This window comes from Stenotrophomonas oahuensis (assembly GCF_031834595.1).
In the GTDB taxonomy this organism is placed as follows: Bacteria; Pseudomonadota; Gammaproteobacteria; order Xanthomonadales; family Xanthomonadaceae; genus Stenotrophomonas; species Stenotrophomonas oahuensis.
In genome coordinates this window covers 1,451,294-1,469,564 of the sequence record NZ_CP115541.1, presented here as the reverse complement: position 1 = coordinate 1,469,564, position 18,271 = coordinate 1,451,294, and the positions used below count along the sequence as shown (strand labels likewise).

Here is an 18,271-nt window from a genome sequence, read left to right as displayed (position 1 = left end):
TGGTCGTCACACGGTGTCAGCCGTGCATGCCTTCGATCTCGACCAGCAGCTCGGCCCGGCAGACCTCGGCGTGCAGCACCACATGCGGCGGTGATCCCGGCAGCTGCGCCATCCGCGCGGCCACTGCCGCCAGGTTGACCGCGTCGCGCACATAGACCTTGAGCACCGATCCCGCACCCAGCTGCGCCGGCAGGTCCGGACGCTGCACCCGCGCGGTGTCCACCAGGCTCTGCAGGTTGGTCAGCGTCTCTTCCAGCTGTTCCTGCCAGGACCCGGTGTGCTGCGAGACATGCCCGACAATCGCCGCGGTGCCCGACTGCAGCAGCGGCAGGCCGGTCGCGGCCGGCGGCAGCAGCGCCCGCGAGAAGCTGGGCGACTGCGGGCCGTACTGGCGCGGGTAACGGAAGGCGCTGACCTGGCGCGGGTTCTCCAGCGGGGTGCCGGCCTCGCGCGCGCTCAGCCAGTACACCTGCAGGCGGCGCACGCCGTCGAAACGGCCAATGCAGGTCGCCGCCGGCAACGCGGCTTCGTCCAGCGACTGCAGCCCGCGCACGCGGCCCACGCAGAAGCGCCGGTAGCGCTCGGCATCGCCCTCGCCCTCGGTCACCGCATCCAGGTAGTTCCACATCCGCAGCAGGTGCGGGAAGCCGCACTTTGTAAGGAATGTACTCAACGTGGCGTAGGCATCTGCCGCGGCCGCTTCAATATCGGAACCGGGTTCTTCTATTTCGATCGCACCAAACAGCACACTGCCGTCATGCGACCAGCGCACCGTGCCGTCCACCCCGGTTTGAACCGGGGCCGCCCCCTGCCAGATCTCGATCTGCGCGGGGCCGTGCTCGTCCAGCGGCACCTGCAGCCAGCGCGGGTCAGCGCAGGTGGTGTGAGCGGTGCCGAAGCCAAACACCGCCAGCGTCTGCGGGTCGGCAAACGCGGCATCGCGTTCATGGGCAGGGGCATAGCGGGCACGGAACGACGCGGGGGCCGGCGATGAGATCAAGGCCGGTGCGGCCGCTGCGCTGTGGATCGTGCTGCTCATTTCAGATTGTGAAAGCTGCCAGTGCTGAAGGTGTCATGATAGCGTGCGCTCCTTTGGCGGCGTGCGTTGCGCGCCGCACGATGTCGGATGACAGGTACGGATCGGCTGGAATGGGGGAGCCGACCCGTATCGCCCGTGTGGCTCGTGCTTCCAGGTGCCCATCACGAGTGTTGCTGTGAATGATTGAGTTTTCTGTTGTGGATTGGTCGGCCTGGGCACCGGGCCTGACCACGAAATCGGACTGGCAGCAGTGGGCCGCCGCGCCGCACCTGCCGGTCGGTGACGACACCCCGGCGCTGCCGGAAGTGCCGCCCATGCAGCGCCGCCGTATCGAACGGCTGGGGCGCATGGCGATCCAGGCCGCCTGCTGGTGCGAGCAGCCCGACGACGGCGGCCAGGTGCCGCTGGTGTTCGCCTCGCGCCATGGCGACGTGGCCCGTTCCATGGAACTGCTCGACACCCTGCGCCAGGACGCGGCGATGTCGCCCACGGCGTTTGGCCTGTCGGTGCACAACGCGGTGGCCGCGCTGTACTCCATCGCCCGTGGCCAGCGCGGCAACTACCTGGCCCTGGCCGGTGGTCGCGCGACGGTCGAGGCTGCCTGCGTGGAGGCCTTCGGGCTGCTCGCCGACGGAGCCGAGGAAGTGCGCGTGGTGACCTATGAGTCGCCGCTGCCGGCGGTATATGCCAGCTTCGCCGACGAACCCGACCCGTACTTCGCCTGGTGCTGGCGGCTGGCCCGTGCCGATCGCCCGGGGACCCGGCTGTCGCTGGGCTGGAGCGGTGCCGGTGCGGTTCCCGACTCCCCGGCCGGCGCGTTGCCGCACAGCCTGGAGCTGATGCGCTTCCTGCTGGCCGGCGACCCGGCGCTGGTGTTCCAGGCCGATGGCCAGCCGTGGATCTGGCAGCGCCATGGCTGAGCCGTTGGCTGCCCGCCTCAACCACGCCTGGCGCGTGGTCGGCACCGGTATCAGCTTCGCCGCCTTCGGGATCGGCGGGCTGCTGCTGGGCGGCCTGCTGTTCCCGCTGCTGTTCCTGATCCGCCACCACCAGCGCCGGCGCGCCCTGGCCCGACGGCTGGTGCAGTTCAGCTTTGCCAGTCACGTCAACCTGATGCGCTGGCTGGGCGTGATGACCTATGAAATTCACGGACATGAACGTCTTAAGCGTGACGGCCTGCTGATCCTGGCCAACCACCCCACGCTGATTGATGTGGTGCTGCTGATCTCGCAGCTGCCCAATGCTGACTGCGTGGTCAAACACGCGGTCGCCTGCAACCCGTTCATGCGCGGCCCGGTCCGTGCCGCCGGCTATGTGGCCAACAGCGACGGGGCGGGGCTGGTCGATGACTGCATCGCGGCGGTGCGCCGGGGCGGCAACCTGGTGATCTTCCCGGAGGGCACCCGGACCGTGCCGGGCCAGCCGCTGAAGCTGCAGAGGGGGGCGGCCAACATCGCCGTGCGGGGTCAGCTGGACATCACCCCGGTGCGGATTACCTGTACCCCGCCTACACTGACCAAGGGCCAGAAATGGTATCGTGTGCCATCACGTCGTTTTCACGTTCAGCTGGAAGTCGGGGAAGATATTTCGATCGCTCCCTTCCTGACCGAGGCCGGCGATTCGTCCAGGGGGGATGCCTTGGCGGCCCGGCGCGTGACCGATCACCTTGCCCATTACTTTGACTTCGCTGGAGAAACAAGCCGTGCAGGCACTTGAGCACGAGATCAAGGAATTGATCATTTCATCGCTTTCATTGGAAGACATCGCTCCGGAAGACATCGATTCCCAGGCCCCCCTGTTTGTGGAAGGGCTGGGGTTGGACTCCATCGATGCGCTTGAACTGGGTCTTGCCCTGCAGAAGAAGTATGGCGTCAGCCTGTCTGCGGATTCGGAAGAAACCCGTCGTCATTTTTCCAGCGTGCGCGCGTTGAGCGAGTTTGTCGCCGCACGCCAGCCGTCGTAATGGTGCGTCAGGATTTGCCATGACCAAGAACGAACTTTTCGACCGTATCGTCAAGATCCTCAAGGACAGCTTTGAGATCGAACCGGTGCGCATCACGCCCGAAGCCCGCCTGTACGACGACCTCGACATCGACAGCATCGATGCCGTGGACCTGATCGTGCAGCTCAAGCCGCTGCTCGGCCGTAACCTGCAGCCGGAAGCCTTCAAGTCGGTGCGTACCGTGCAGGACATCGTTGATGTGGTGCACGGGCTGATGCCCGGACAAGCGGCCGCCTGACGGTCGTCGCAGAGGTCCGGCCATGGTTCGGCTGCGTGTTGCAGCGTTTGCAGTGCTGTCGCTGGCGTACCCGCTGGTGGTGTACTTCGCGCTGGGCCGCTTCGAGCCACGCTGGATGGCGTTACTGCTGTTCGCGCTGGCCGCGCTGCGCGCGCTGACCACCCGCCAGCCGGTGTGGTGGGTGGCCGCCGCTGGCGCGGGGCTGCTGGCCCTGCTGGCCACTGCCTTCAACCAGGCCCTGCCGCTGAAGCTGTACCCGGCGCTGGTCAATGCCGTGATGCTGGTGATCTTCGCCACCAGCCTGCGTTTCCCCCCTACCGCCGTGGAACGGCTGGCACGGCTCACCGAGCCGGAACTGCCGCCGTTCGCCGTGGTCTATACCCGCCGCGTCACCCAGGTGTGGTGCGGCTTTTTTGTCTTGAACGGGGCGCTGGCCCTGATGACCGCGTTCTGGGCCTCCAACCAGGTCTGGGCGCTCTACAACGGATTGTTGGCGTACGTGATGATGGGTGTCCTGTTTGGCAGTGAGTGGCTGGTGCGGCGGCGGGTGAAGGCGGCGCACGCGCATGGCTGAGTGGATCGCTTTGTCGCAGCTGGTGCTGCAGCCGCGCCCGGAGCGCATCGTCGGTATTGCCGCCGATGGCACGCCGGTGACCCACCCGCAGTTCCGCCAGCAGGTGCTGCGCTGGCAGCAGGCGTTCGCGCGTGCCCCCGGCCAGGACTGGGCGCTGTATTTCGATGACACCCTGGCCTTTGCCGCGGCGCTGCTCGGGGCCTGGCACGCCGGCAAGCGGGTGGTCCTGGGCGGCGACAACCTGCCTGCCACGCTCGACGCGCTGCGCCCGCAGGTGCAGGGCTTCGCCGGTGACCTGCCCGCCGGCGAAGCCCCGTTGCAGGCCGACGCCGAGATCGCGGCCGACCTCACGCTGCAGCCTCTGGATGTCGCTGAGCTGGAGCTGGTGGTGTTCACCTCCGGCAGCACCGGCGCACCCACCGCGATCCACAAGCGCCTGCAGCAGCTTACCGCTGAAGTCGACGCGCTGCAGGCCGCCTTTGGCGCACGGCTGGACGGCGCGCAGGTGCATGGCACGGTCTCGCACCAGCACATCTATGGCCTGCTGTTCCGCGTGCTGTGGCCGCTGTCGGCAGGCCGCGTGATCCAGCCGCGCCGCTTCTTCCATGAAGACCTGGTCACCGCGCTGGCGCAGCACGACGCGCTGCTGGTGGCGACGCCGGCGCACCTCAAGCGCCTGCCGGAACAGCTGGACTGGCAGGCCCTGGGTGGTCGCCTGCGCGCGGTGTTTTCGTCCGGCGGTCCGCTGCCCAGCGATGCTGCCCTGCAGGTGCGCGCGCTGCTCGGCGTGGCCCCGACCGAGGTGTTCGGCAGCAGCGAGACCGGCGGCATTGCCTGGCGCCAGTGGAGCGCCGAGCAGCCGCAATGGCATCCGCTGCCGGGCGTGGAATGGCAGATCCAGGACGGCGCGCTGGCCGTGCGTTCGCCGCATCTGGCCGATAGCGACTGGTGGCAGACCCAGGACCGGGTCCAGGCCGACACCGGCAACAGCTTCCGCCTGCAGGGACGCGCCGACCGCATCGTCAAGATCGAAGAGCGCCGGGTGTCTCTGGACGCGCTGGAACAACAGCTGCGTGCCCACCCCGACGTGCAGGACGTGCGCGTGCTGGTGCTGCCGGGTGCACGCGAGCAGCTCGCTGCCGTGGTGGTGCCTAATCCGCCCGGTGCCGCGCACTGGACCGACACCCAGCGGCGTCAGCAGGCACAGCGGCTCAGTATCCATCTGGCGAGCAGCCATGATGCGGTAACCCGTCCGCGCCGTTGGCGGTTCGTCGACGAACTGCCGTTCAACGCACAGGGCAAGACCACCGCCGCCGCGCTGGCCGCGTTGTTCCGCCCGCTGATGCCGGTGGCGCAGTGGCAGCAGCGTGATGCGCAGGCGGCAACGCTGCACCTGCCGCTGGACGCCGATCTGATCGCCTTCGATGGACATTTCCCGCAGGCGAAGATTCTGCCCGGCGTGGTTCAGCTGGACTGGGCCATCCATTACGGGCGTGAAGTATTTGCCATGCCGCCGCGCTTCGCGCGCATGGACGCGCTGAAGTTCCAGCATGTGGCCCGCCCCGGCGATGTGCTGCAGCTCACCCTGGGCTGGGATGCCGAGAAGTCGGTGATGAGCTTCCGTTATGTCTCCGATCATGGCGTGCATGCCAGCGGTCGGGTGGTGTTCGCGGATGCGTGAGGTCGCATTTTCGCCGGTGGTGGTGATTCCGGTGTACGACCACGAGCACGCCATCGGCGCGGTGGTGCAGGGCGTGTTGGCCAGCGGCCTGCCGTGTCTGCTGGTCGATGACGGGTCGCACGACGGCTGCGCGCAGGCGCTTCGTGCGCTGGCCGCGCAACATCCAGGCCAGGTCGCGTTGCACCGGCTGGAGATCAACCAGGGCAAAGGCGGGGCAATGCTGGCCGGCTTTGCACAGGCCGCCCAACGCGGTTACTCGCACGTCCTGCAGATCGATGCCGACGGCCAGCACACCACCGGCGACATTCCGGTATTCGTGGCCTTGGCCCAGGCGCATCCAGACGCGGTCATCTGCGGCATTCCCGCCTATGACGCCAGCGTGCCGAGGGCGCGCCTGTATGGCCGTTACGCCACCCATATCTGGGTCTGGATCAACACCCTGTCACTGCAGATCCGGGATTCCATGTGCGGGTTCCGGGTCTATCCGTTGGCACCGGTCAACCGGCTGGCCGCGGAGGAAACCATCGGCCGGCGCATGGATTTCGATACCGAAGTCCTGGTCCGGCTGTTCTGGCGCGGCGTGCAGGTGATCAGCCAACCCACCCGCGTCACCTATCCCAGCGACGGCGTGTCCCACTTCGATGTGTGGCGTGACAACGTCCGCATCAGCTGCATGCACACCCGCCTGTTCTTCGGCATGCTGCCGCGCGCGCCGCGCCTGCTGTGGCGGCGGTTGGCCGGACGCCCGGCATGAACGCGCCCGCCGACCGCGCTGCGCCGCACTGGGCCGAGCTGGGTGAAACCACCTCGGCTGCTGGCGTGCTGTTCCTGTGCGGCGTGCACCGCTGGTTCGGGCGCTGGCCGTTCCGGCTGTGCGTGTACCCGGTGGTGCTGTGCCACTGGTTGTCCAATGCGGTGGCGCGGCGTTCCTCGCTGCAGTACTTGCAGCGCCTGCAGGCGCACGCCGGCGTGCTCGGCCGTGCGCCCGGCCGCTGGCACAGCCTGAAGCACTTCGCCAGCTTCGCCGACACCCTGCTGGACAAGCTGCTGGGCCTTGGTGGCCGTTACCCGCCCGAGCGCATCCACCTGCAACGCGACCTGATGCTGGAGAAGATCGCGCGCCGCGAAGGGGGGCTGATTCTCACCGCGCATATCGGCTGCCTCGAACTGTGCCAGGTCCTGGCCGAGCAGGTGCCGGGCTTCCACATCACCGTGCTGGTGCACACCGCGCACGCGCAGCGTTTCAATCGCCTGATGCAGCGCCTGGACCCGCTGGCCCAGGTCGAGCTGATGCAGGTCACCGACATGGGTCCGGCCACCGCAGTGGAGCTGCAGCGCCGCGTGGAAGCCGGCGGCTTCGTGGCCATCGTCGGCGACCGTGTGCCCCTGCGTGGCGGCCGCACCGTGCCGGCGTCGTTCCTCGGCCATACCGCGCAGTTCCCGATCGGGGCCTACGTGCTGGCCGCCGCGCTGGCCTGCCCGGTGTACACCATGGCCTGCCTGCACGAAGGCGAAGGCTACCGGGTGCGCTTCGAGCACTTCAGTGACCGTATCGTGCTGCCGCGCGGTTCGCGCGATGCCGCACTGACCGCCCAGGCCGAACAGTTCGCCGCATGGCTGGAGACCCAGGTCATCCAGGCTCCTCTTGATTGGTTCAACTTCTTCCCCTTCTGGGATCAGGCATCGCATGGAAAGTAACGCCCAGCTCGACCATTCCCGCCGCAGCGCGGACCGCCCGACCCTGCGCTTCGGCGATGCGCCGCTGTGCATTGAAGACGTGGTGGCGCTGTCGCGCCGCCAGGCCGATGCGATGGTCAGCGACACGCCCGAGTTCGTGGACCGCATCCAGCGCGGCGCGGATTTCCTCGACCGCCTGCTGCGCGAGGACGGCGTCATCTACGGCGTCACCACCGGCTACGGCGACTCGTGCACGGTGAACATTCCGCCGGCGCTGGTGGCCGAGCTGCCGCACCACCTGTTCACCTACCATGGCTGTGGCCTGGGCCGGTATCTGGACGAAACCGAAACCCGCGCCGTGGTTGCGGCACGCCTGGCCTCGCTGGTGCGTGGCATGTCGGGCGTCAGCCATCCGCTGCTGCAGGGGTTGGCCACGCTGCTGCGCCATGACGTGCTGCCGCTGATTCCGGCCGAAGGCTCGGTCGGGGCCAGCGGTGACCTCACGCCGCTGTCCTACGTGGCCGCCGTGCTGTGCGGCGAGCGCGAGGTGATGTACCAGGGGGCGCGCCGACCGGCGGCCGAGGTACTGGCCGAGATCGGCATGACGCCGCTGCGGCTGCGTCCCAAGGAAGGACTGGCAATCATGAACGGCACCGCGGTGATGACCGCGCTCGCCTGCCTGGCGTACGACCGCGCCGACTACCTGACCAGGCTGGCCACGCGCCTGACCGCGTTCAACGTGCTGGCCAGCGACGGCAACGCGCACCACTTCGATGAAATGCTGTTCGCCGCCAAACCGCACCCGGGCCAGATGCAGATCGCCGCGCGCTTGCGCCAGGACCTGCACAGCGACCGTCCGCCGCGCAACGAGCAGCGCCTGCAGGACCGTTACTCGCTGCGCTGCGCGCCGCACGTCATCGGCGTGGTCCAGGACGCGCTGCCGTTCCTGCGCCAGCTGATCGAAACCGAACTCAACAGCGCCAACGACAACCCGCTGATCGATGCCGACGGCGAGCGCATCCTGCATGGCGGCCACTTCTACGGCGGCCACATCGCCTTTGCGATGGACGCGCTGAAGAACACCATCGCCAACCTGGCCGACCTGCTCGACCGTCAGCTGGCGCTGGTGGTGGATGCCCGTTACAACCACGGCCTGCCGGCCAACCTGTCCGGCAGCACCGGTGAGCGCGCGCCGATCAACCATGGCCTGAAGGCCCTGCAGATCAGCGTCTCGGCGTGGACCGCCGAAGCGCTCAAGCAGACCATGCCGGCCTCGGTGTTCTCGCGTTCCACCGAATGCCACAACCAGGACAAGGTCAGCATGGGCACCATCGCCGCGCGCGACTGCCTGCGCGTGATCGAGCTGACCGAACAGGTTGTGGCCGGCATGCTGATTGCCGCCCGCCAGGGCATCGCCCTGCGCCAGCGCAAGGGCATGAACGCCACGCTGCATGGCGAGCTGGAAACGATGTATCAGGATCTTGCCGCACGTATCGCGCTGGTCGAGGAAGACCGTGCGCTGGATGGAGAACTGCGTGGCCTGCTGGAGGACATCCGCGGCCAACGCTGGAGCCTGTATGACCCTGCCTGATCTGAGCTTTGACGTCGCCCTGTCACCCACCTTCCACGACTGCGATCCCATGCACGTGGTGTGGCACGGCAACTACTTCAAGTATTTCGAAGTCGCGCGCTGCGCCCTGCTGCAGCGCTACGACTACGACTACCCGCAGATGCGTGAGTCCGGCTACCTGTGGCCGGTGGTCGATGCGCGGGTGAAGTACATCCGGCCGCTGCTGTACGGCCAGCAGCTGGTGGTGCGCGCCACCATCACCGAATGGGAAAACCGGCTGAAGATCGTCTATGAGATCCGCGACGCCGGCAGCGACCAGGTGCTGACCCGCGCCCACACCATCCAGGTCGCGGTCGACGCGGCCACCAACGAAATGCTGTACCTGTGCCCGTCCGTGCTGTGGGACCGTCTGGGAGTGGAAGTGCAATGAGCCGTCTGTGGCGCACGCTGGGCGTGCTGATCCTGCTGTCCGTGTTCGCACCCGTGGCGGCTGCGGCCGATGTCGATCTGGTCAAGCAGCGCGTGGCCAAGGTCGGCGTGCTGCGCGGTGACTTCACCCAGGAAAAGCAGGTCACCGGTTTCAAGAACCCGCTGCGTTCGCAGGGTCGTTTCGTGCTGGCCCAGGACCACGGTGTGATCTGGACCACGCTCAAGCCGTTCCCGTCGGAAGTGGTGGTCACCCGTGATCGCATCCTGAGCCGCCAGAGCGACGGCAGCACCCGTGTCGAACTCGACGCCAAGCAGCAGCCGGCGATGCGATCGGTCAACGCGATCATGTTCGCGCTGATGAGCGGTGACGCGCAGGCACTGTCGGCCCAGTTCACGGTGAAAGTGGACGCACTGCCCAACAACGGCTGGAAAATGCAGCTGAGCCCGCGCTCGGCGATGCTGGGCAAGGTGTTCACCGGCCTGAAGCTCAGTGGCGACCGCTACGTGCGCGAGGTGGAGATCACCGAAGCCAACCAGGACGTCACCCGCATCCACTTCGCCAGCATGAGCGAAACCCCTGCGGCGTTGAGCGCGGAAGAGGGCGGCAAGTTTGAATGAGTCGTTGAAGGACGCGTTCCACGCCGGTGGCCGCCTGCAGCGCCTGTGGCGCTGGCTGGCGATTGCCTGGCTGCTGGTGCTGGTCGGGCTGGCCGTGCAGCAGTGGCAGCTGTGGAAGAGCGAATCGCGGATTGATACCGACATCCTCGCGCTGTTGCCGCAGGACGCGCACGACCGTCTGCTGTCCGATGTCACCCGGCGTATCGCCGACGTCAACGCGCGCCAGATCGTGGTGCTGCTGGGCAGCAGCGATGCGGCGCAGACCAAGGCCGCCGAGGCCGCGTTCCGCAGCACCATCACGCCGGATGGTGACGCGGCCAACGTAGAGCGGGGCTCTGCCCCGCTGAAGGAAGCCGGCACCATCGAAGGCTGGTTCGACCAGGCCCGCGCGTTCTACGCCCCGTACCGCGACCGTCTGCTCACCACTGAACAGCGCCAGCGCCTGCAGTCCGAACCCGCCGACACCCTGGCGCAGTCCGCACTGGCCGCGCTGTACGGTCCGATGGGCGCACCGCGTCTCACCGACTGGGGCCAGGACCCGCTGTCGCTGTGGCCGCAGTGGTGGCAGGAACGTGCACAGGGGGCCGGCCTGCAAATGGGCGACGACGGCCTGCTCGAGGCCGACGGCAAGCACTGGGCCATCCTGCAGTTCGAAACCACCGGCTCGGCGTTCCAGCTCGACGGCGAACGTCATATCGACCTGCTGCTGGACCAGGCCGCCGCCGCAGCGACCCAGAAGGCCCCCGGCCTGGAGGTGCTGCGCGCCGGCGTGCCGCTGCATGCCGAAGCCGCTGCGGTACAGGCCAACTGGGAAATCAACACCATCGGCTGGGGCTCGCTGGCCGCGGTGCTGCTGCTGGTGTGGCTGGCGTTCCGCTCGCTGCGCCCGATCCTGCTGGTCGGCGCATCGCTGCTGATCGGCTGTGGCGTGGCGCTGGCGGTCACCGTGCTGGTGTTCGGCAAGGTGCACGTGCTTACCCTGGTGTTCGGTGCCTCGCTGGTCGGCGTGGCCGAGGACTACGGCATCCACTGGTTCGCCTCGCGCCAGGCCGAACCGGCTGACCGGCGCTGGAAGCTGCTGCGCCACCTGCTGCCCGGCCTGTGGCTGGCGCTGCTGACCAGTGCGCTGGCCTATCTCGCACTGGGCCTCGCTCCGTTCCCGGGGCTGCGCCAGATGGCGCTGTTCTCGGTGGTCGGGCTGGCCGCGGCCTTCCTGACCGTCATCTTCTGGTTCCCGTGGCTGGACGGCGGCGAGATCCGCACCACGCGCTTTGCCCGTTGGCTGGGGTCCACCCTGGAGCGTTGGCCGCGCCTGCAGGGCCGCCGCCCGGTCGGCCTGTTCCTGGGTGCGGTGGCGTTCATCGCCGCGGTCGGCATGCTGCGCCTGCAGCCCAACGACGACCTGCGCAGCCTGCAGTCCTCGCCGATGGACCTGATCAACCAGCAGATCCGCATCAGCCAGATGCTCGGGCTGCCCAGCCCGGCGCAGTTCTACCTGGTGCAGGGCGACAGCGCCGAACAGGTGCTGCAACGCGAAGAAGCCCTGGTGGATCGCCTGCGCGTGCTGGCCGCGAACAAGCAGATCGGCGGCTACCGCGCGATCAGCGAGTGGCTGCCGTCGGTGCAGCGTCAGCAGGCCGATGCCGCGCTCACCGGCGCGATCGAGCCACGGGTGCTGGCCCAGGTCGGCGACGCGGTCGGCGAAACCCTGCCGCGTCCGGATTACGCCGCGCAGGACCTGCAGGCCCAAGCCTTCCTCGACTCGCCGGTGGCAATGCCGTTCCGCCATCTGTGGCTGGGCACGGTGGGGCAGGGCATGGCCTCGGTGGTGATGGTGGATGACCTGTCGCGTGCCGATGCGCTGACCCTGCTGGAAGCGCAGACCCAGGGCATCGACGGCGTGCGCTGGGTCGACCGCACCGCCGATTTCTCCAAGCTGCTCAAGCACTACCGCAAGCTGATGAGCGTGCTGCTGCTGGTCGGCATCGTGCTGGTGTTCGCGGTGCTGTACTGGCGCTACCGCGCGCAGGCCTGGCGGGTGTTCGCCCCGACCCTGGTCGCCGGCGCGCTGACGCTGGGCCTGCTTGGCCTGTTCGGGCAGCCGCTGCAGTTGTTCAACGTGCTGGCCTTGATGCTGCTGCTGGGCATGGGGATTGACTACGGCATCTTCCTGATCGAACACCGCGGCGATGCCAGTGCCTGGCTGGCGGTGTGTGTCGGCGCGGCCAGCACTTGGCTGTCGTTCGGCCTGCTCGGCCTGTCGGCGACGCCGGCGCTGCGCGCGTTCGGGCTCACCCTGCTGTTCGGCATCGGCCTGGTCTGGCTGATCTCACCGCTGTTCAGACCGCCGCCGCATGACGCTCCACACTAAGCACACACCCTCTCCTCCACGCTGCTGATCCAAGGATGTATCGATGAACGCTGCTGTGAATGACGCACCTGTTGAATCCACCGATACGGTGGAACGTACTGAAATCCTGATCATCGGGGCCGGTCCGGCCGGTTCGGTCGCCGCCGCGATGCTGCGCAAGCAGGGCCGCCAGGTGCTGATGCTCGAGCGTCAGCAGTTCCCGCGCTTCTCCATCGGCGAAAGCCTGCTGCCGCAGAGCATGGAATACATCGAGCAGGCCGGGCTGCTGCAGGACGTGGTCCAGGCTGGCTTCCAGTACAAGAACGGCGCGGCCTTCGTGCGCGGCGAGCGCAGCACCGAGTTCGACTTCCGCGAGAAGTTCTCGCCCGGCTGGGGCACCACCTACCAGGTGCAGCGTGCCGACTTCGACAACGTGCTGGCGCGCGGTGCCGAGCGCATGGGCACGACACTGCGCTTCGGCGATGAAGTGCTGTCCGTGCAGCCCGGTCGCCCGGCGCGCGTGCAGGTGCGCCGCCCGGATGGCAGCGAATACACCATCGAAGCCGGCTTCATCCTCGACGCCAGCGGTTTCGCCCGTCTGCTGCCGCGCCTGCTGAACCTGGAATCGCCGTCGAACTTCCCGGTGCGTGGCGCGATCTTCTGCCACGTGCGCGACCACATTCCGGCCGATGCCGGCTTTGACCGTAACAAGATCCTGATCACCACCCATCCCGAACACGTGGACGTGTGGTACTGGACCATTCCCTTCTCCAACGGCTGCTGCTCGCTGGGCGTGGTGGCCGAACCGAGCTTCTTCGAAAAGTATTCCGGTACCGACCTGTATAAGCTGCAGGCCATCGTCGGCGAAGATCCCAACCTCACCCGCCTGTTGAGGAACGCCGAATGGGCGGTGCTGCCGGTGCGCACCATTACCGGCTATTCGGCCAATGTCAGCTCGCTGTGGGGCGAAGGCTACGCGCTGCTCGGCAACGCGGGTGAATTCCTCGACCCGGTGTTCTCCTCGGGCGTCACCATCGCGTTCAAGTCGGCGCAGCTGGCCAGCGACTGCCTGGCGCGCGAACACGCCGGTGAGACGGTGGACTGGGAAGCCAACTTCGCGATCCCGCTGCGCGCGGGTGTGAAGACCTTCCGCCGCTTCGTCGAAGCCTGGTATGCCGGTGGCTTCCAGAAGATCATCTACCACCCCGAACAGCAGCCCGACGTACGCCGCATGATCTCCTCGATCCTGGCCGGCTACGCCTGGGATACCAAGAACCCGTATGTGGCCGATGACAGCGGCCGCCGCCTGCGTGTGCTGGAGGAACTGTGCACCGGCTGATCCTGGCCCTGTTGCTGTGCGTGGGGCTGGCCGCCTGTGCCAGCACCCGCATGCCTGCGCCCAAGGTGCAGTTGCCCACCCTGCAGCTGGCCCCGTCGGCGCTGCCGGCACCGCTGCAGCTGCAGCAGCGCCTGCAGTTCCGCTTCGGCAGCCATGAGCGCACCCTCGATGCACTGCTTGAAGCCGACCACGACGAAGTCCGTCTGGCGGTGCAGGCCATGGGTCAGACCGGCGTGCGTATGGTCTGGGATGGCAGGCAGCTGCAGCAGACCCGTGCGCCGTGGCTGCCGCCACTGGTGCGCGGCGAGCGCGTGCTGGACGACCTTCAGTTTTCATTGTGGCCGGCCGATGCCATCCGGGCAGTACTGCCGGCCGGGTGGATGCTGGATGAGACAGATGGCATCCGCCGTCTGCAGCAGAACGGCGAAACCTGGCTGGAGCGCGACACCCTGCCGGATGGCCGGGTACGCCTGCGCAACCTCGCCGAAGGCTATGAACTGGTGATCGAATCGTTGGATATGGGGCAGGCAGCATTGTGAGCAGCGCGGTATTCCTGAATGAACTCGGCGTGGTCAGTGCGCTCGGCTCCGGCCATGCGCAGACCCGCGCCGGCCTGTTCGCCGACCAGCCCGGCGGCCTGCACGAGAACGACACCCTGATCGCTGGCCGCACGCTGGCGCTGGGCGAAGTGCACACGCCGTTGCCGGACCTGTCGGCGCTGCCGGTGGAACTGCGCGGACGCAACAACGGGCTGCTCGCTGCCGCGCTGGAGCAGATCCGCCCGGCGGTCGATGCCGCGGTGGCGCGCTACGGCGCCGAACGCGTGGCCGTCATCGTCGGCACCAGCACCTCGGGCATCGGCGAGTCGGAAAACGCCCTGCGCATGCAGGCCGACGAAGGCCGCTGGCCGGATGACTTCCACTACGCGCAGCAGGAAATGGGCACCAGCGCCCGCTTCGTGCGTGAACAGATCGACAGCCGTGGCCCGGCCTGGACGATCTCCACCGCGTGTTCCTCCAGCGCCAAGGCGCTGATGTCGGCCGCGCGCCTGCTGCGCGCCGGGGTGGTGGATGCGGTGGTGGCCGGCGGTGCCGATTCGCTGTGCCGTTTCACCGTGGCCGGGTTCAGTGCGCTGGAATCGGTCTCGGCGGCGCGCTGCAACCCGTTCTCGCGCCACCGCAACGGCATCAACATCGGCGAGGGCGCGGCCCTGTTCCTGATGACCCGCGAGCCCGGCCCGGTGCGCCTGTCCGGCTGGGGTGAATCCTCCGACGCGCACCACATGTCGGCACCCGACCCGCAGGCCAAGGGGGCCATCGACGCCATGCAGCAGGCGCTGCAGCGTGCCGGGCTGGCCCCGGAACAGATCGACTACGTGAACCTCCACGGCACCGCCACCGGTCACAACGACGCCATGGAAAGCCTGGCCGTGGCCACCGTGCTGGGCGGGCAGGTGCCCGCCAGTTCCACCAAGCCGCTGACCGGCCATACGCTGGGCGCATCGGGGGCGATCGAGGCCGCGCTGTGCTGGCTGACCCTGGCGGAGAACCCGGAACAGTGCCTGCCGGCGCACTTCTGGGACGGCCAGGCCGATGAGGCGCTGCCGCCGCTGGCCCTGGTCAGCCCGGGTTCGCGGGCGCAGCGCCCGCTGCAGCACGTGCTCAGCCATTCGTTCGCCTTCGGCGGCAGCAATGCCGTGCTGGCCCTGGCGCGGAGTTGAGCATGTGGCTGCCTGACGACATCGACAGCGTGCTGCCGCACAAGGACAGCATGCGCCTGATCGACCGCGTGGTTGCCTGGGGACCGGAATCGATCACGGTGGAAGTGGACGTGCCGGTCAGTGGGCTGTTCTCGACGCCTGACGGCGTGCCGGCCTGGGTGGGGGTGGAATACATGGCGCAGGCCATTGCCGCCTGGGCCGGGTGCCGTGCCCGCCAGGAAGGGCGGGAGCCGTCCATCGGCTTTCTGCTCGGCACCCGCCGTTACACCGCGCATCGGCCGGCCTTCCCGGCCGGCGTTTGCCTGCGGGTAGAGGCAAATTGCGAGCTGATGGGCGAAAATGGGCTCGGAATGTTCGCCTGCCGGATTCTGGCCGGCGATGAAGAATTGGCCGTTGCCAACGTATCGGTGTACGAACCCCTCGATGCGATGGCCTATCTGGAGAGTGGAGAGGTATGACAGGGAATTTGACCGTGCTGGTCACCGGTGCCAGCCGGGGTATCGGCCGTGCCGTGGCGCTGCGCATCGCGCGCGACGGCTTCGACGTGGTGGTGCATTGCCGCAGCCGCATTGAAGAGGCGCAGGCCGTGGCCGCTGAGATCCAGGCGCTGGGCCGGAAGGCCCGCGTGCTGGCCTTCGACGTGGCCGACCGCGACACCGCGCGCGCCACGCTGGAAGCCGACATCGAAGCGCATGGCGCTTACTACGGGGTGGTCTGCAATGCCGGCATCGCCCGCGATGGCGCGTTCCCGGCGATGACCGCCGAGGACTGGGATGCGGTGGTGCACACCAACCTGGACAGCTTCTACAACGTGCTGCACCCGGTGGTGATGCCGATGGTGCGCCGGCGCAAGCCCGGCCGCATTGTCACCCTGTCGTCGGTGTCCGGTCTGGTCGGCAACCGCGGCCAGACCAACTACAGCGCGGCCAAGGCCGGCATCATCGGCGCGACCAAGGCGCTGGCGCTGGAACTGGCCAGCCGTGCCATCACGGTCAACTGCGTTGCCCCCGGCCTGATCGAGACCGACATGATCAACGAGGAAATCGTCGACCACGCGCTGAAGCTGATTCCCGCCGGCCGCCTCGGCCAGCCCGAGGAAGTGGCGGCCACCGTGGCCTTCCTGCTCTCCGAACCGGCCGGTTACATCACCCGCCAGGTCATTTCGGTCAACGGAGGCATGGTCTGATGAGCCGGATTGAACGCCGCGTGGTGGTGACCGGTGCTGCCGCCATCAGCCCGCTGGGGCATGACTGGCCCAGCATCCGTGCCCGCCTGCACGCCCGCGAGAACGCGGTGCAGTACATCCCCGGCTGGGAGGTCTACGACGGCCTCAACACCCGCCTGGCCGCGCCGGCCGAAGACTATGAGCTGCCGCCGCATTACAACCGCAAGACCACCCGCAGCATGGGCAAGGTCGCGGTGATGTCGGTGCGTGCCACCGAACTGGCGCTGGAAGCGGCCGGCCTGCTCGGCCATCCGATCCTGCGCAGCGGGCGCACCGGCGTGGCCTACGGCTCGTCTTCGGGTAGCCACGAGGCCACCGCCGAATTCGGGCGCATGCTCAACGAGAACACCACCGAAGGCATCAGCGCCACCACCTACCTGAAGATGATGAGCCACACCTCGCCGGTGAACATCGGCGTGTTCTTCGGGCTCACCGGGCGGGTGTACACCACGTCCAGCGCCTGTACCTCGGGCAGCCAGGGCGTCGGTGCCGGCTATGAGGCGATCCGCAGCGGCAAGCAGACGGTGATGGTCAGCGGCGGTGCCGAACAGCTCGACGCCACCGCAGCGGCGGTGTTCGACACCTTGTTCGCCACCAGCGTGAAGAACGACGCCCCCAAGACCGCGCCCAGCCCGTTCGCCGCTGACCGCGATGGCCTGGTGCTGGGCGAAGGTGCCGGCACGCTGATCCTGGAAGACCTGGAGCACGCGCTCGAGCGCGGTGCGCCGATCCTCGCCGAACTGGTCGGCTACGGCACCAACAGCGACGGCCAGCACGTCACCCAGCCAACCAGCGAGACCATGGCCCAGGCCATGCGCCTGGCGCTGGAAGATGCCGGCCTCCAGCCCGAACAGATCGGTTACGTGAATGCCCACGGCACCGCTACCGACCACGGCGACATCGCCGAAACCCAGGCCACCACCCAGGTGTTCGGGCCGAACATGCCGATCAGCTCGCTGAAGAGCTACGTCGGCCACATGCTCGGGGCCTGCGGTGCGTTTGAAGCCTGGGTCACCATCGAGATGATGCGCGAAGGCTGGTTTGCCCCGACCCTCAACCTGGACCAGGTCGACCCGCGCTGCGGCGAGCTCGATTACATCCGTGGCGAAGGGCGCGTGCTGCACCCCGAGTACGTGATGAGCAACAACTTCGCCTTCGGCGGCATCAACACCTCGTTGATCTTCCGTCGCTGGCCCAACTGAAGCGTTCCCCCCAACAACAAGGAGAAAGTTGTATGCGTCGTTTTGCTTTGATCGCCGGTGTTGCCCTGTTCGCCCTTGCCAGCACCGCACAGGCCCGTGACACCCCGGTGCACCAGTCGCTGCAGGAGCTGGTGGATTCCCAGACTGCCCGCGACGCCGGCATCGACGGCAGCGTGAAGTTCTACCTGGCCGGCCAGAAGGTCAACGTCCTGCAGCGCCTGGGCGAAGATGTCACCAACAAGAAGACCAACGCTGCCAACAAGAGCGACGAAGAAGCCTGCCGCTGGGTTGCCCTGTCGGCGCTGAAGGCTCTGCAGGATGGTGCCAAGTCGCGCGGTGCCAACGCCGTGGTCGACATCGTCAGCTACTACAAGAAGAACGAATTCAAGAGCACCACCGACTACGAATGCTACGCCGGTGCCATTCTGGCCGGTGTTGCCCTGAAGGGCACCTACGCCAAGGTGGGCGCAGCTGCCAAGCCGGCCGCCGAACCCAAGCGTCGCGCCCGTTGACGTAGGGCCGGGCTCGCCCGGCTCCATTACGCGGCACCTGAACACCGCCGCGACATTGATGAACCTGAATCTGACGCAGGGCGAAATTCCGGCAC

Annotated in this window: 20 protein-coding genes; 19 read left to right on the top strand and 1 reads right to left on the bottom strand. The window is 67.7% G+C overall.

Annotated elements, in window-relative coordinates:
* Window positions 1–16: 16 nt before the first annotated feature.
* Window positions 17–1,039: a chorismate transformation FkbO/Hyg5 family protein gene (locus PDM29_RS06475; RefSeq protein WP_311193047.1), complete on the bottom strand. Its 1,023-nt coding sequence runs from the start codon at window positions 1,037–1,039 to the stop codon at window positions 17–19.
* A gap of 179 nt (window positions 1,040–1,218) precedes the next feature.
* Between PDM29_RS06475 and PDM29_RS06470 the strand changes: the two genes are divergently transcribed.
* From PDM29_RS06470 to PDM29_RS06380, 19 genes are read left to right on the top strand one after another with little or no spacing between them, the layout of a single operon-like run.
* The gene (locus PDM29_RS06470) at window positions 1,219–1,959 is read left to right on the top strand and encodes a beta-ketoacyl synthase chain length factor (protein WP_311193046.1); all 741 of its coding nucleotides are present in this window, start codon (window positions 1,219–1,221) and stop codon (window positions 1,957–1,959) included.
* Window positions 1,952–2,755, top strand: coding sequence for a lysophospholipid acyltransferase family protein (locus PDM29_RS06465; RefSeq protein WP_311193045.1), 804 nt, complete (start codon window positions 1,952–1,954; stop codon window positions 2,753–2,755). Before PDM29_RS06470 ends, PDM29_RS06465 begins: the two co-directional genes overlap by 8 nt.
* Window positions 2,742–3,002, top strand: coding sequence for a phosphopantetheine-binding protein (locus PDM29_RS06460; protein ID WP_311193044.1), 261 nt, complete (start codon window positions 2,742–2,744; stop codon window positions 3,000–3,002). The genes PDM29_RS06465 and PDM29_RS06460 overlap by 14 nt, the downstream gene beginning before the upstream one ends.
* Window positions 3,003–3,021: 19 nt before the next feature.
* Entirely contained in the window at window positions 3,022–3,279 is a 258-nt protein-coding gene (locus PDM29_RS06455; protein WP_125360898.1) for an acyl carrier protein, read from the top strand.
* Between the two features lie 22 nt (window positions 3,280–3,301).
* Complete coding sequence (locus tag PDM29_RS06450) at window positions 3,302–3,853, top strand: COG4648 family protein (RefSeq protein WP_311193043.1); 552 nt, start codon at window positions 3,302–3,304, stop codon at window positions 3,851–3,853.
* Window positions 3,846–5,534 (top strand): ApeI family dehydratase, encoded by a 1,689-nt coding sequence (locus PDM29_RS06445; protein ID WP_311193042.1) that lies wholly within the window; start codon window positions 3,846–3,848, stop codon window positions 5,532–5,534. The genes PDM29_RS06450 and PDM29_RS06445 overlap by 8 nt, the downstream gene beginning before the upstream one ends.
* Entirely contained in the window at window positions 5,527–6,288 is a 762-nt protein-coding gene (locus tag PDM29_RS06440) for a glycosyltransferase family 2 protein (RefSeq protein WP_311193041.1), read from the top strand. Before PDM29_RS06445 ends, PDM29_RS06440 begins: the two co-directional genes overlap by 8 nt.
* On the top strand, window positions 6,285–7,232 hold the full coding sequence (locus tag PDM29_RS06435) for a lysophospholipid acyltransferase family protein (RefSeq protein WP_311193040.1): 948 nt from the start codon (window positions 6,285–6,287) through the stop codon (window positions 7,230–7,232). The genes PDM29_RS06440 and PDM29_RS06435 overlap by 4 nt, the downstream gene beginning before the upstream one ends.
* On the top strand, window positions 7,222–8,802 hold the full coding sequence (locus tag PDM29_RS06430) for an HAL/PAL/TAL family ammonia-lyase (RefSeq protein WP_311193039.1): 1,581 nt from the start codon (window positions 7,222–7,224) through the stop codon (window positions 8,800–8,802). Before PDM29_RS06435 ends, PDM29_RS06430 begins: the two co-directional genes overlap by 11 nt.
* Entirely contained in the window at window positions 8,789–9,211 is a 423-nt protein-coding gene (locus tag PDM29_RS06425; RefSeq protein ID WP_311193038.1) for an acyl-CoA thioesterase, read from the top strand. Before PDM29_RS06430 ends, PDM29_RS06425 begins: the two co-directional genes overlap by 14 nt.
* Complete coding sequence (locus tag PDM29_RS06420; protein ID WP_311193037.1) at window positions 9,208–9,828, top strand: outer membrane lipoprotein carrier protein LolA; 621 nt, start codon at window positions 9,208–9,210, stop codon at window positions 9,826–9,828. The genes PDM29_RS06425 and PDM29_RS06420 overlap by 4 nt, the downstream gene beginning before the upstream one ends.
* Window positions 9,821–12,199: an MMPL family transporter gene (locus tag PDM29_RS06415; RefSeq protein WP_311193036.1), complete on the top strand. Its 2,379-nt coding sequence runs from the start codon at window positions 9,821–9,823 to the stop codon at window positions 12,197–12,199. Before PDM29_RS06420 ends, PDM29_RS06415 begins: the two co-directional genes overlap by 8 nt.
* A gap of 43 nt (window positions 12,200–12,242) precedes the next feature.
* A complete protein-coding gene (locus PDM29_RS06410; RefSeq protein ID WP_311193035.1) occupies window positions 12,243–13,517 on the top strand; it encodes an NAD(P)/FAD-dependent oxidoreductase in 1,275 nt (424 codons plus the stop codon).
* Window positions 13,505–14,056 (top strand): DUF3261 domain-containing protein, encoded by a 552-nt coding sequence (locus tag PDM29_RS06405; protein ID WP_311193034.1) that lies wholly within the window; start codon window positions 13,505–13,507, stop codon window positions 14,054–14,056. Before PDM29_RS06410 ends, PDM29_RS06405 begins: the two co-directional genes overlap by 13 nt.
* Window positions 14,050–15,237: a beta-ketoacyl-[acyl-carrier-protein] synthase family protein gene (locus PDM29_RS06400; protein ID WP_425508747.1), complete on the top strand. Its 1,188-nt coding sequence runs from the start codon at window positions 14,050–14,052 to the stop codon at window positions 15,235–15,237. The genes PDM29_RS06405 and PDM29_RS06400 overlap by 7 nt, the downstream gene beginning before the upstream one ends.
* Window positions 15,238–15,239: 2 nt before the next feature.
* Window positions 15,240–15,695, top strand: coding sequence for a hotdog family protein (locus tag PDM29_RS06395; protein ID WP_311193032.1), 456 nt, complete (start codon window positions 15,240–15,242; stop codon window positions 15,693–15,695).
* The gene (gene fabG / locus PDM29_RS06390; RefSeq protein WP_311193031.1) at window positions 15,692–16,423 is read left to right on the top strand and encodes a 3-oxoacyl-ACP reductase FabG; all 732 of its coding nucleotides are present in this window, start codon (window positions 15,692–15,694) and stop codon (window positions 16,421–16,423) included. The genes PDM29_RS06395 and fabG overlap by 4 nt, the downstream gene beginning before the upstream one ends.
* The gene (locus PDM29_RS06385) at window positions 16,423–17,664 is read left to right on the top strand and encodes a beta-ketoacyl-ACP synthase (RefSeq protein ID WP_311193030.1); all 1,242 of its coding nucleotides are present in this window, start codon (window positions 16,423–16,425) and stop codon (window positions 17,662–17,664) included. Before fabG ends, PDM29_RS06385 begins: the two co-directional genes overlap by 1 nt.
* A gap of 32 nt (window positions 17,665–17,696) precedes the next feature.
* Entirely contained in the window at window positions 17,697–18,176 is a 480-nt protein-coding gene (locus PDM29_RS06380; protein ID WP_260341530.1) for an excinuclease, read from the top strand.
* Window positions 18,177–18,271 lie beyond the last annotated feature (95 nt).

What these genes read in the sequence shown, in the direction of transcription:
- PDM29_RS06475 (WP_311193047.1), bottom strand. Translation starts at nt 1,039, where the DNA reads ATGAGCAGCACGATCCACAGCGCAGCGGCCGCACCGGCCTTGATCTCA.
- PDM29_RS06470 (WP_311193046.1), top strand. Translation starts at nt 1,219, where the DNA reads ATGATTGAGTTTTCTGTTGTGGATTGGTCGGCCTGGGCACCGGGCCTG.
- PDM29_RS06465 (WP_311193045.1), top strand. Translation starts at nt 1,952, where the DNA reads ATGGCTGAGCCGTTGGCTGCCCGCCTCAACCACGCCTGGCGCGTGGTC.
- PDM29_RS06455 (WP_125360898.1), top strand. Translation starts at nt 3,022, where the DNA reads ATGACCAAGAACGAACTTTTCGACCGTATCGTCAAGATCCTCAAGGAC.
- PDM29_RS06450 (WP_311193043.1), top strand. Translation starts at nt 3,302, where the DNA reads ATGGTTCGGCTGCGTGTTGCAGCGTTTGCAGTGCTGTCGCTGGCGTAC.
- PDM29_RS06445 (WP_311193042.1), top strand. Translation starts at nt 3,846, where the DNA reads ATGGCTGAGTGGATCGCTTTGTCGCAGCTGGTGCTGCAGCCGCGCCCG.
- PDM29_RS06440 (WP_311193041.1), top strand. Translation starts at nt 5,527, where the DNA reads ATGCGTGAGGTCGCATTTTCGCCGGTGGTGGTGATTCCGGTGTACGAC.
- PDM29_RS06435 (WP_311193040.1), top strand. Translation starts at nt 6,285, where the DNA reads ATGAACGCGCCCGCCGACCGCGCTGCGCCGCACTGGGCCGAGCTGGGT.
- PDM29_RS06430 (WP_311193039.1), top strand. Translation starts at nt 7,222, where the DNA reads ATGGAAAGTAACGCCCAGCTCGACCATTCCCGCCGCAGCGCGGACCGC.
- PDM29_RS06425 (WP_311193038.1), top strand. Translation starts at nt 8,789, where the DNA reads ATGACCCTGCCTGATCTGAGCTTTGACGTCGCCCTGTCACCCACCTTC.
- PDM29_RS06420 (WP_311193037.1), top strand. Translation starts at nt 9,208, where the DNA reads ATGAGCCGTCTGTGGCGCACGCTGGGCGTGCTGATCCTGCTGTCCGTG.
- PDM29_RS06410 (WP_311193035.1), top strand. Translation starts at nt 12,243, where the DNA reads ATGAACGCTGCTGTGAATGACGCACCTGTTGAATCCACCGATACGGTG.
- PDM29_RS06395 (WP_311193032.1), top strand. Translation starts at nt 15,240, where the DNA reads ATGTGGCTGCCTGACGACATCGACAGCGTGCTGCCGCACAAGGACAGC.
- fabG (WP_311193031.1), top strand. Translation starts at nt 15,692, where the DNA reads ATGACAGGGAATTTGACCGTGCTGGTCACCGGTGCCAGCCGGGGTATC.
- PDM29_RS06385 (WP_311193030.1), top strand. Translation starts at nt 16,423, where the DNA reads ATGAGCCGGATTGAACGCCGCGTGGTGGTGACCGGTGCTGCCGCCATC.
- PDM29_RS06380 (WP_260341530.1), top strand. Translation starts at nt 17,697, where the DNA reads ATGCGTCGTTTTGCTTTGATCGCCGGTGTTGCCCTGTTCGCCCTTGCC.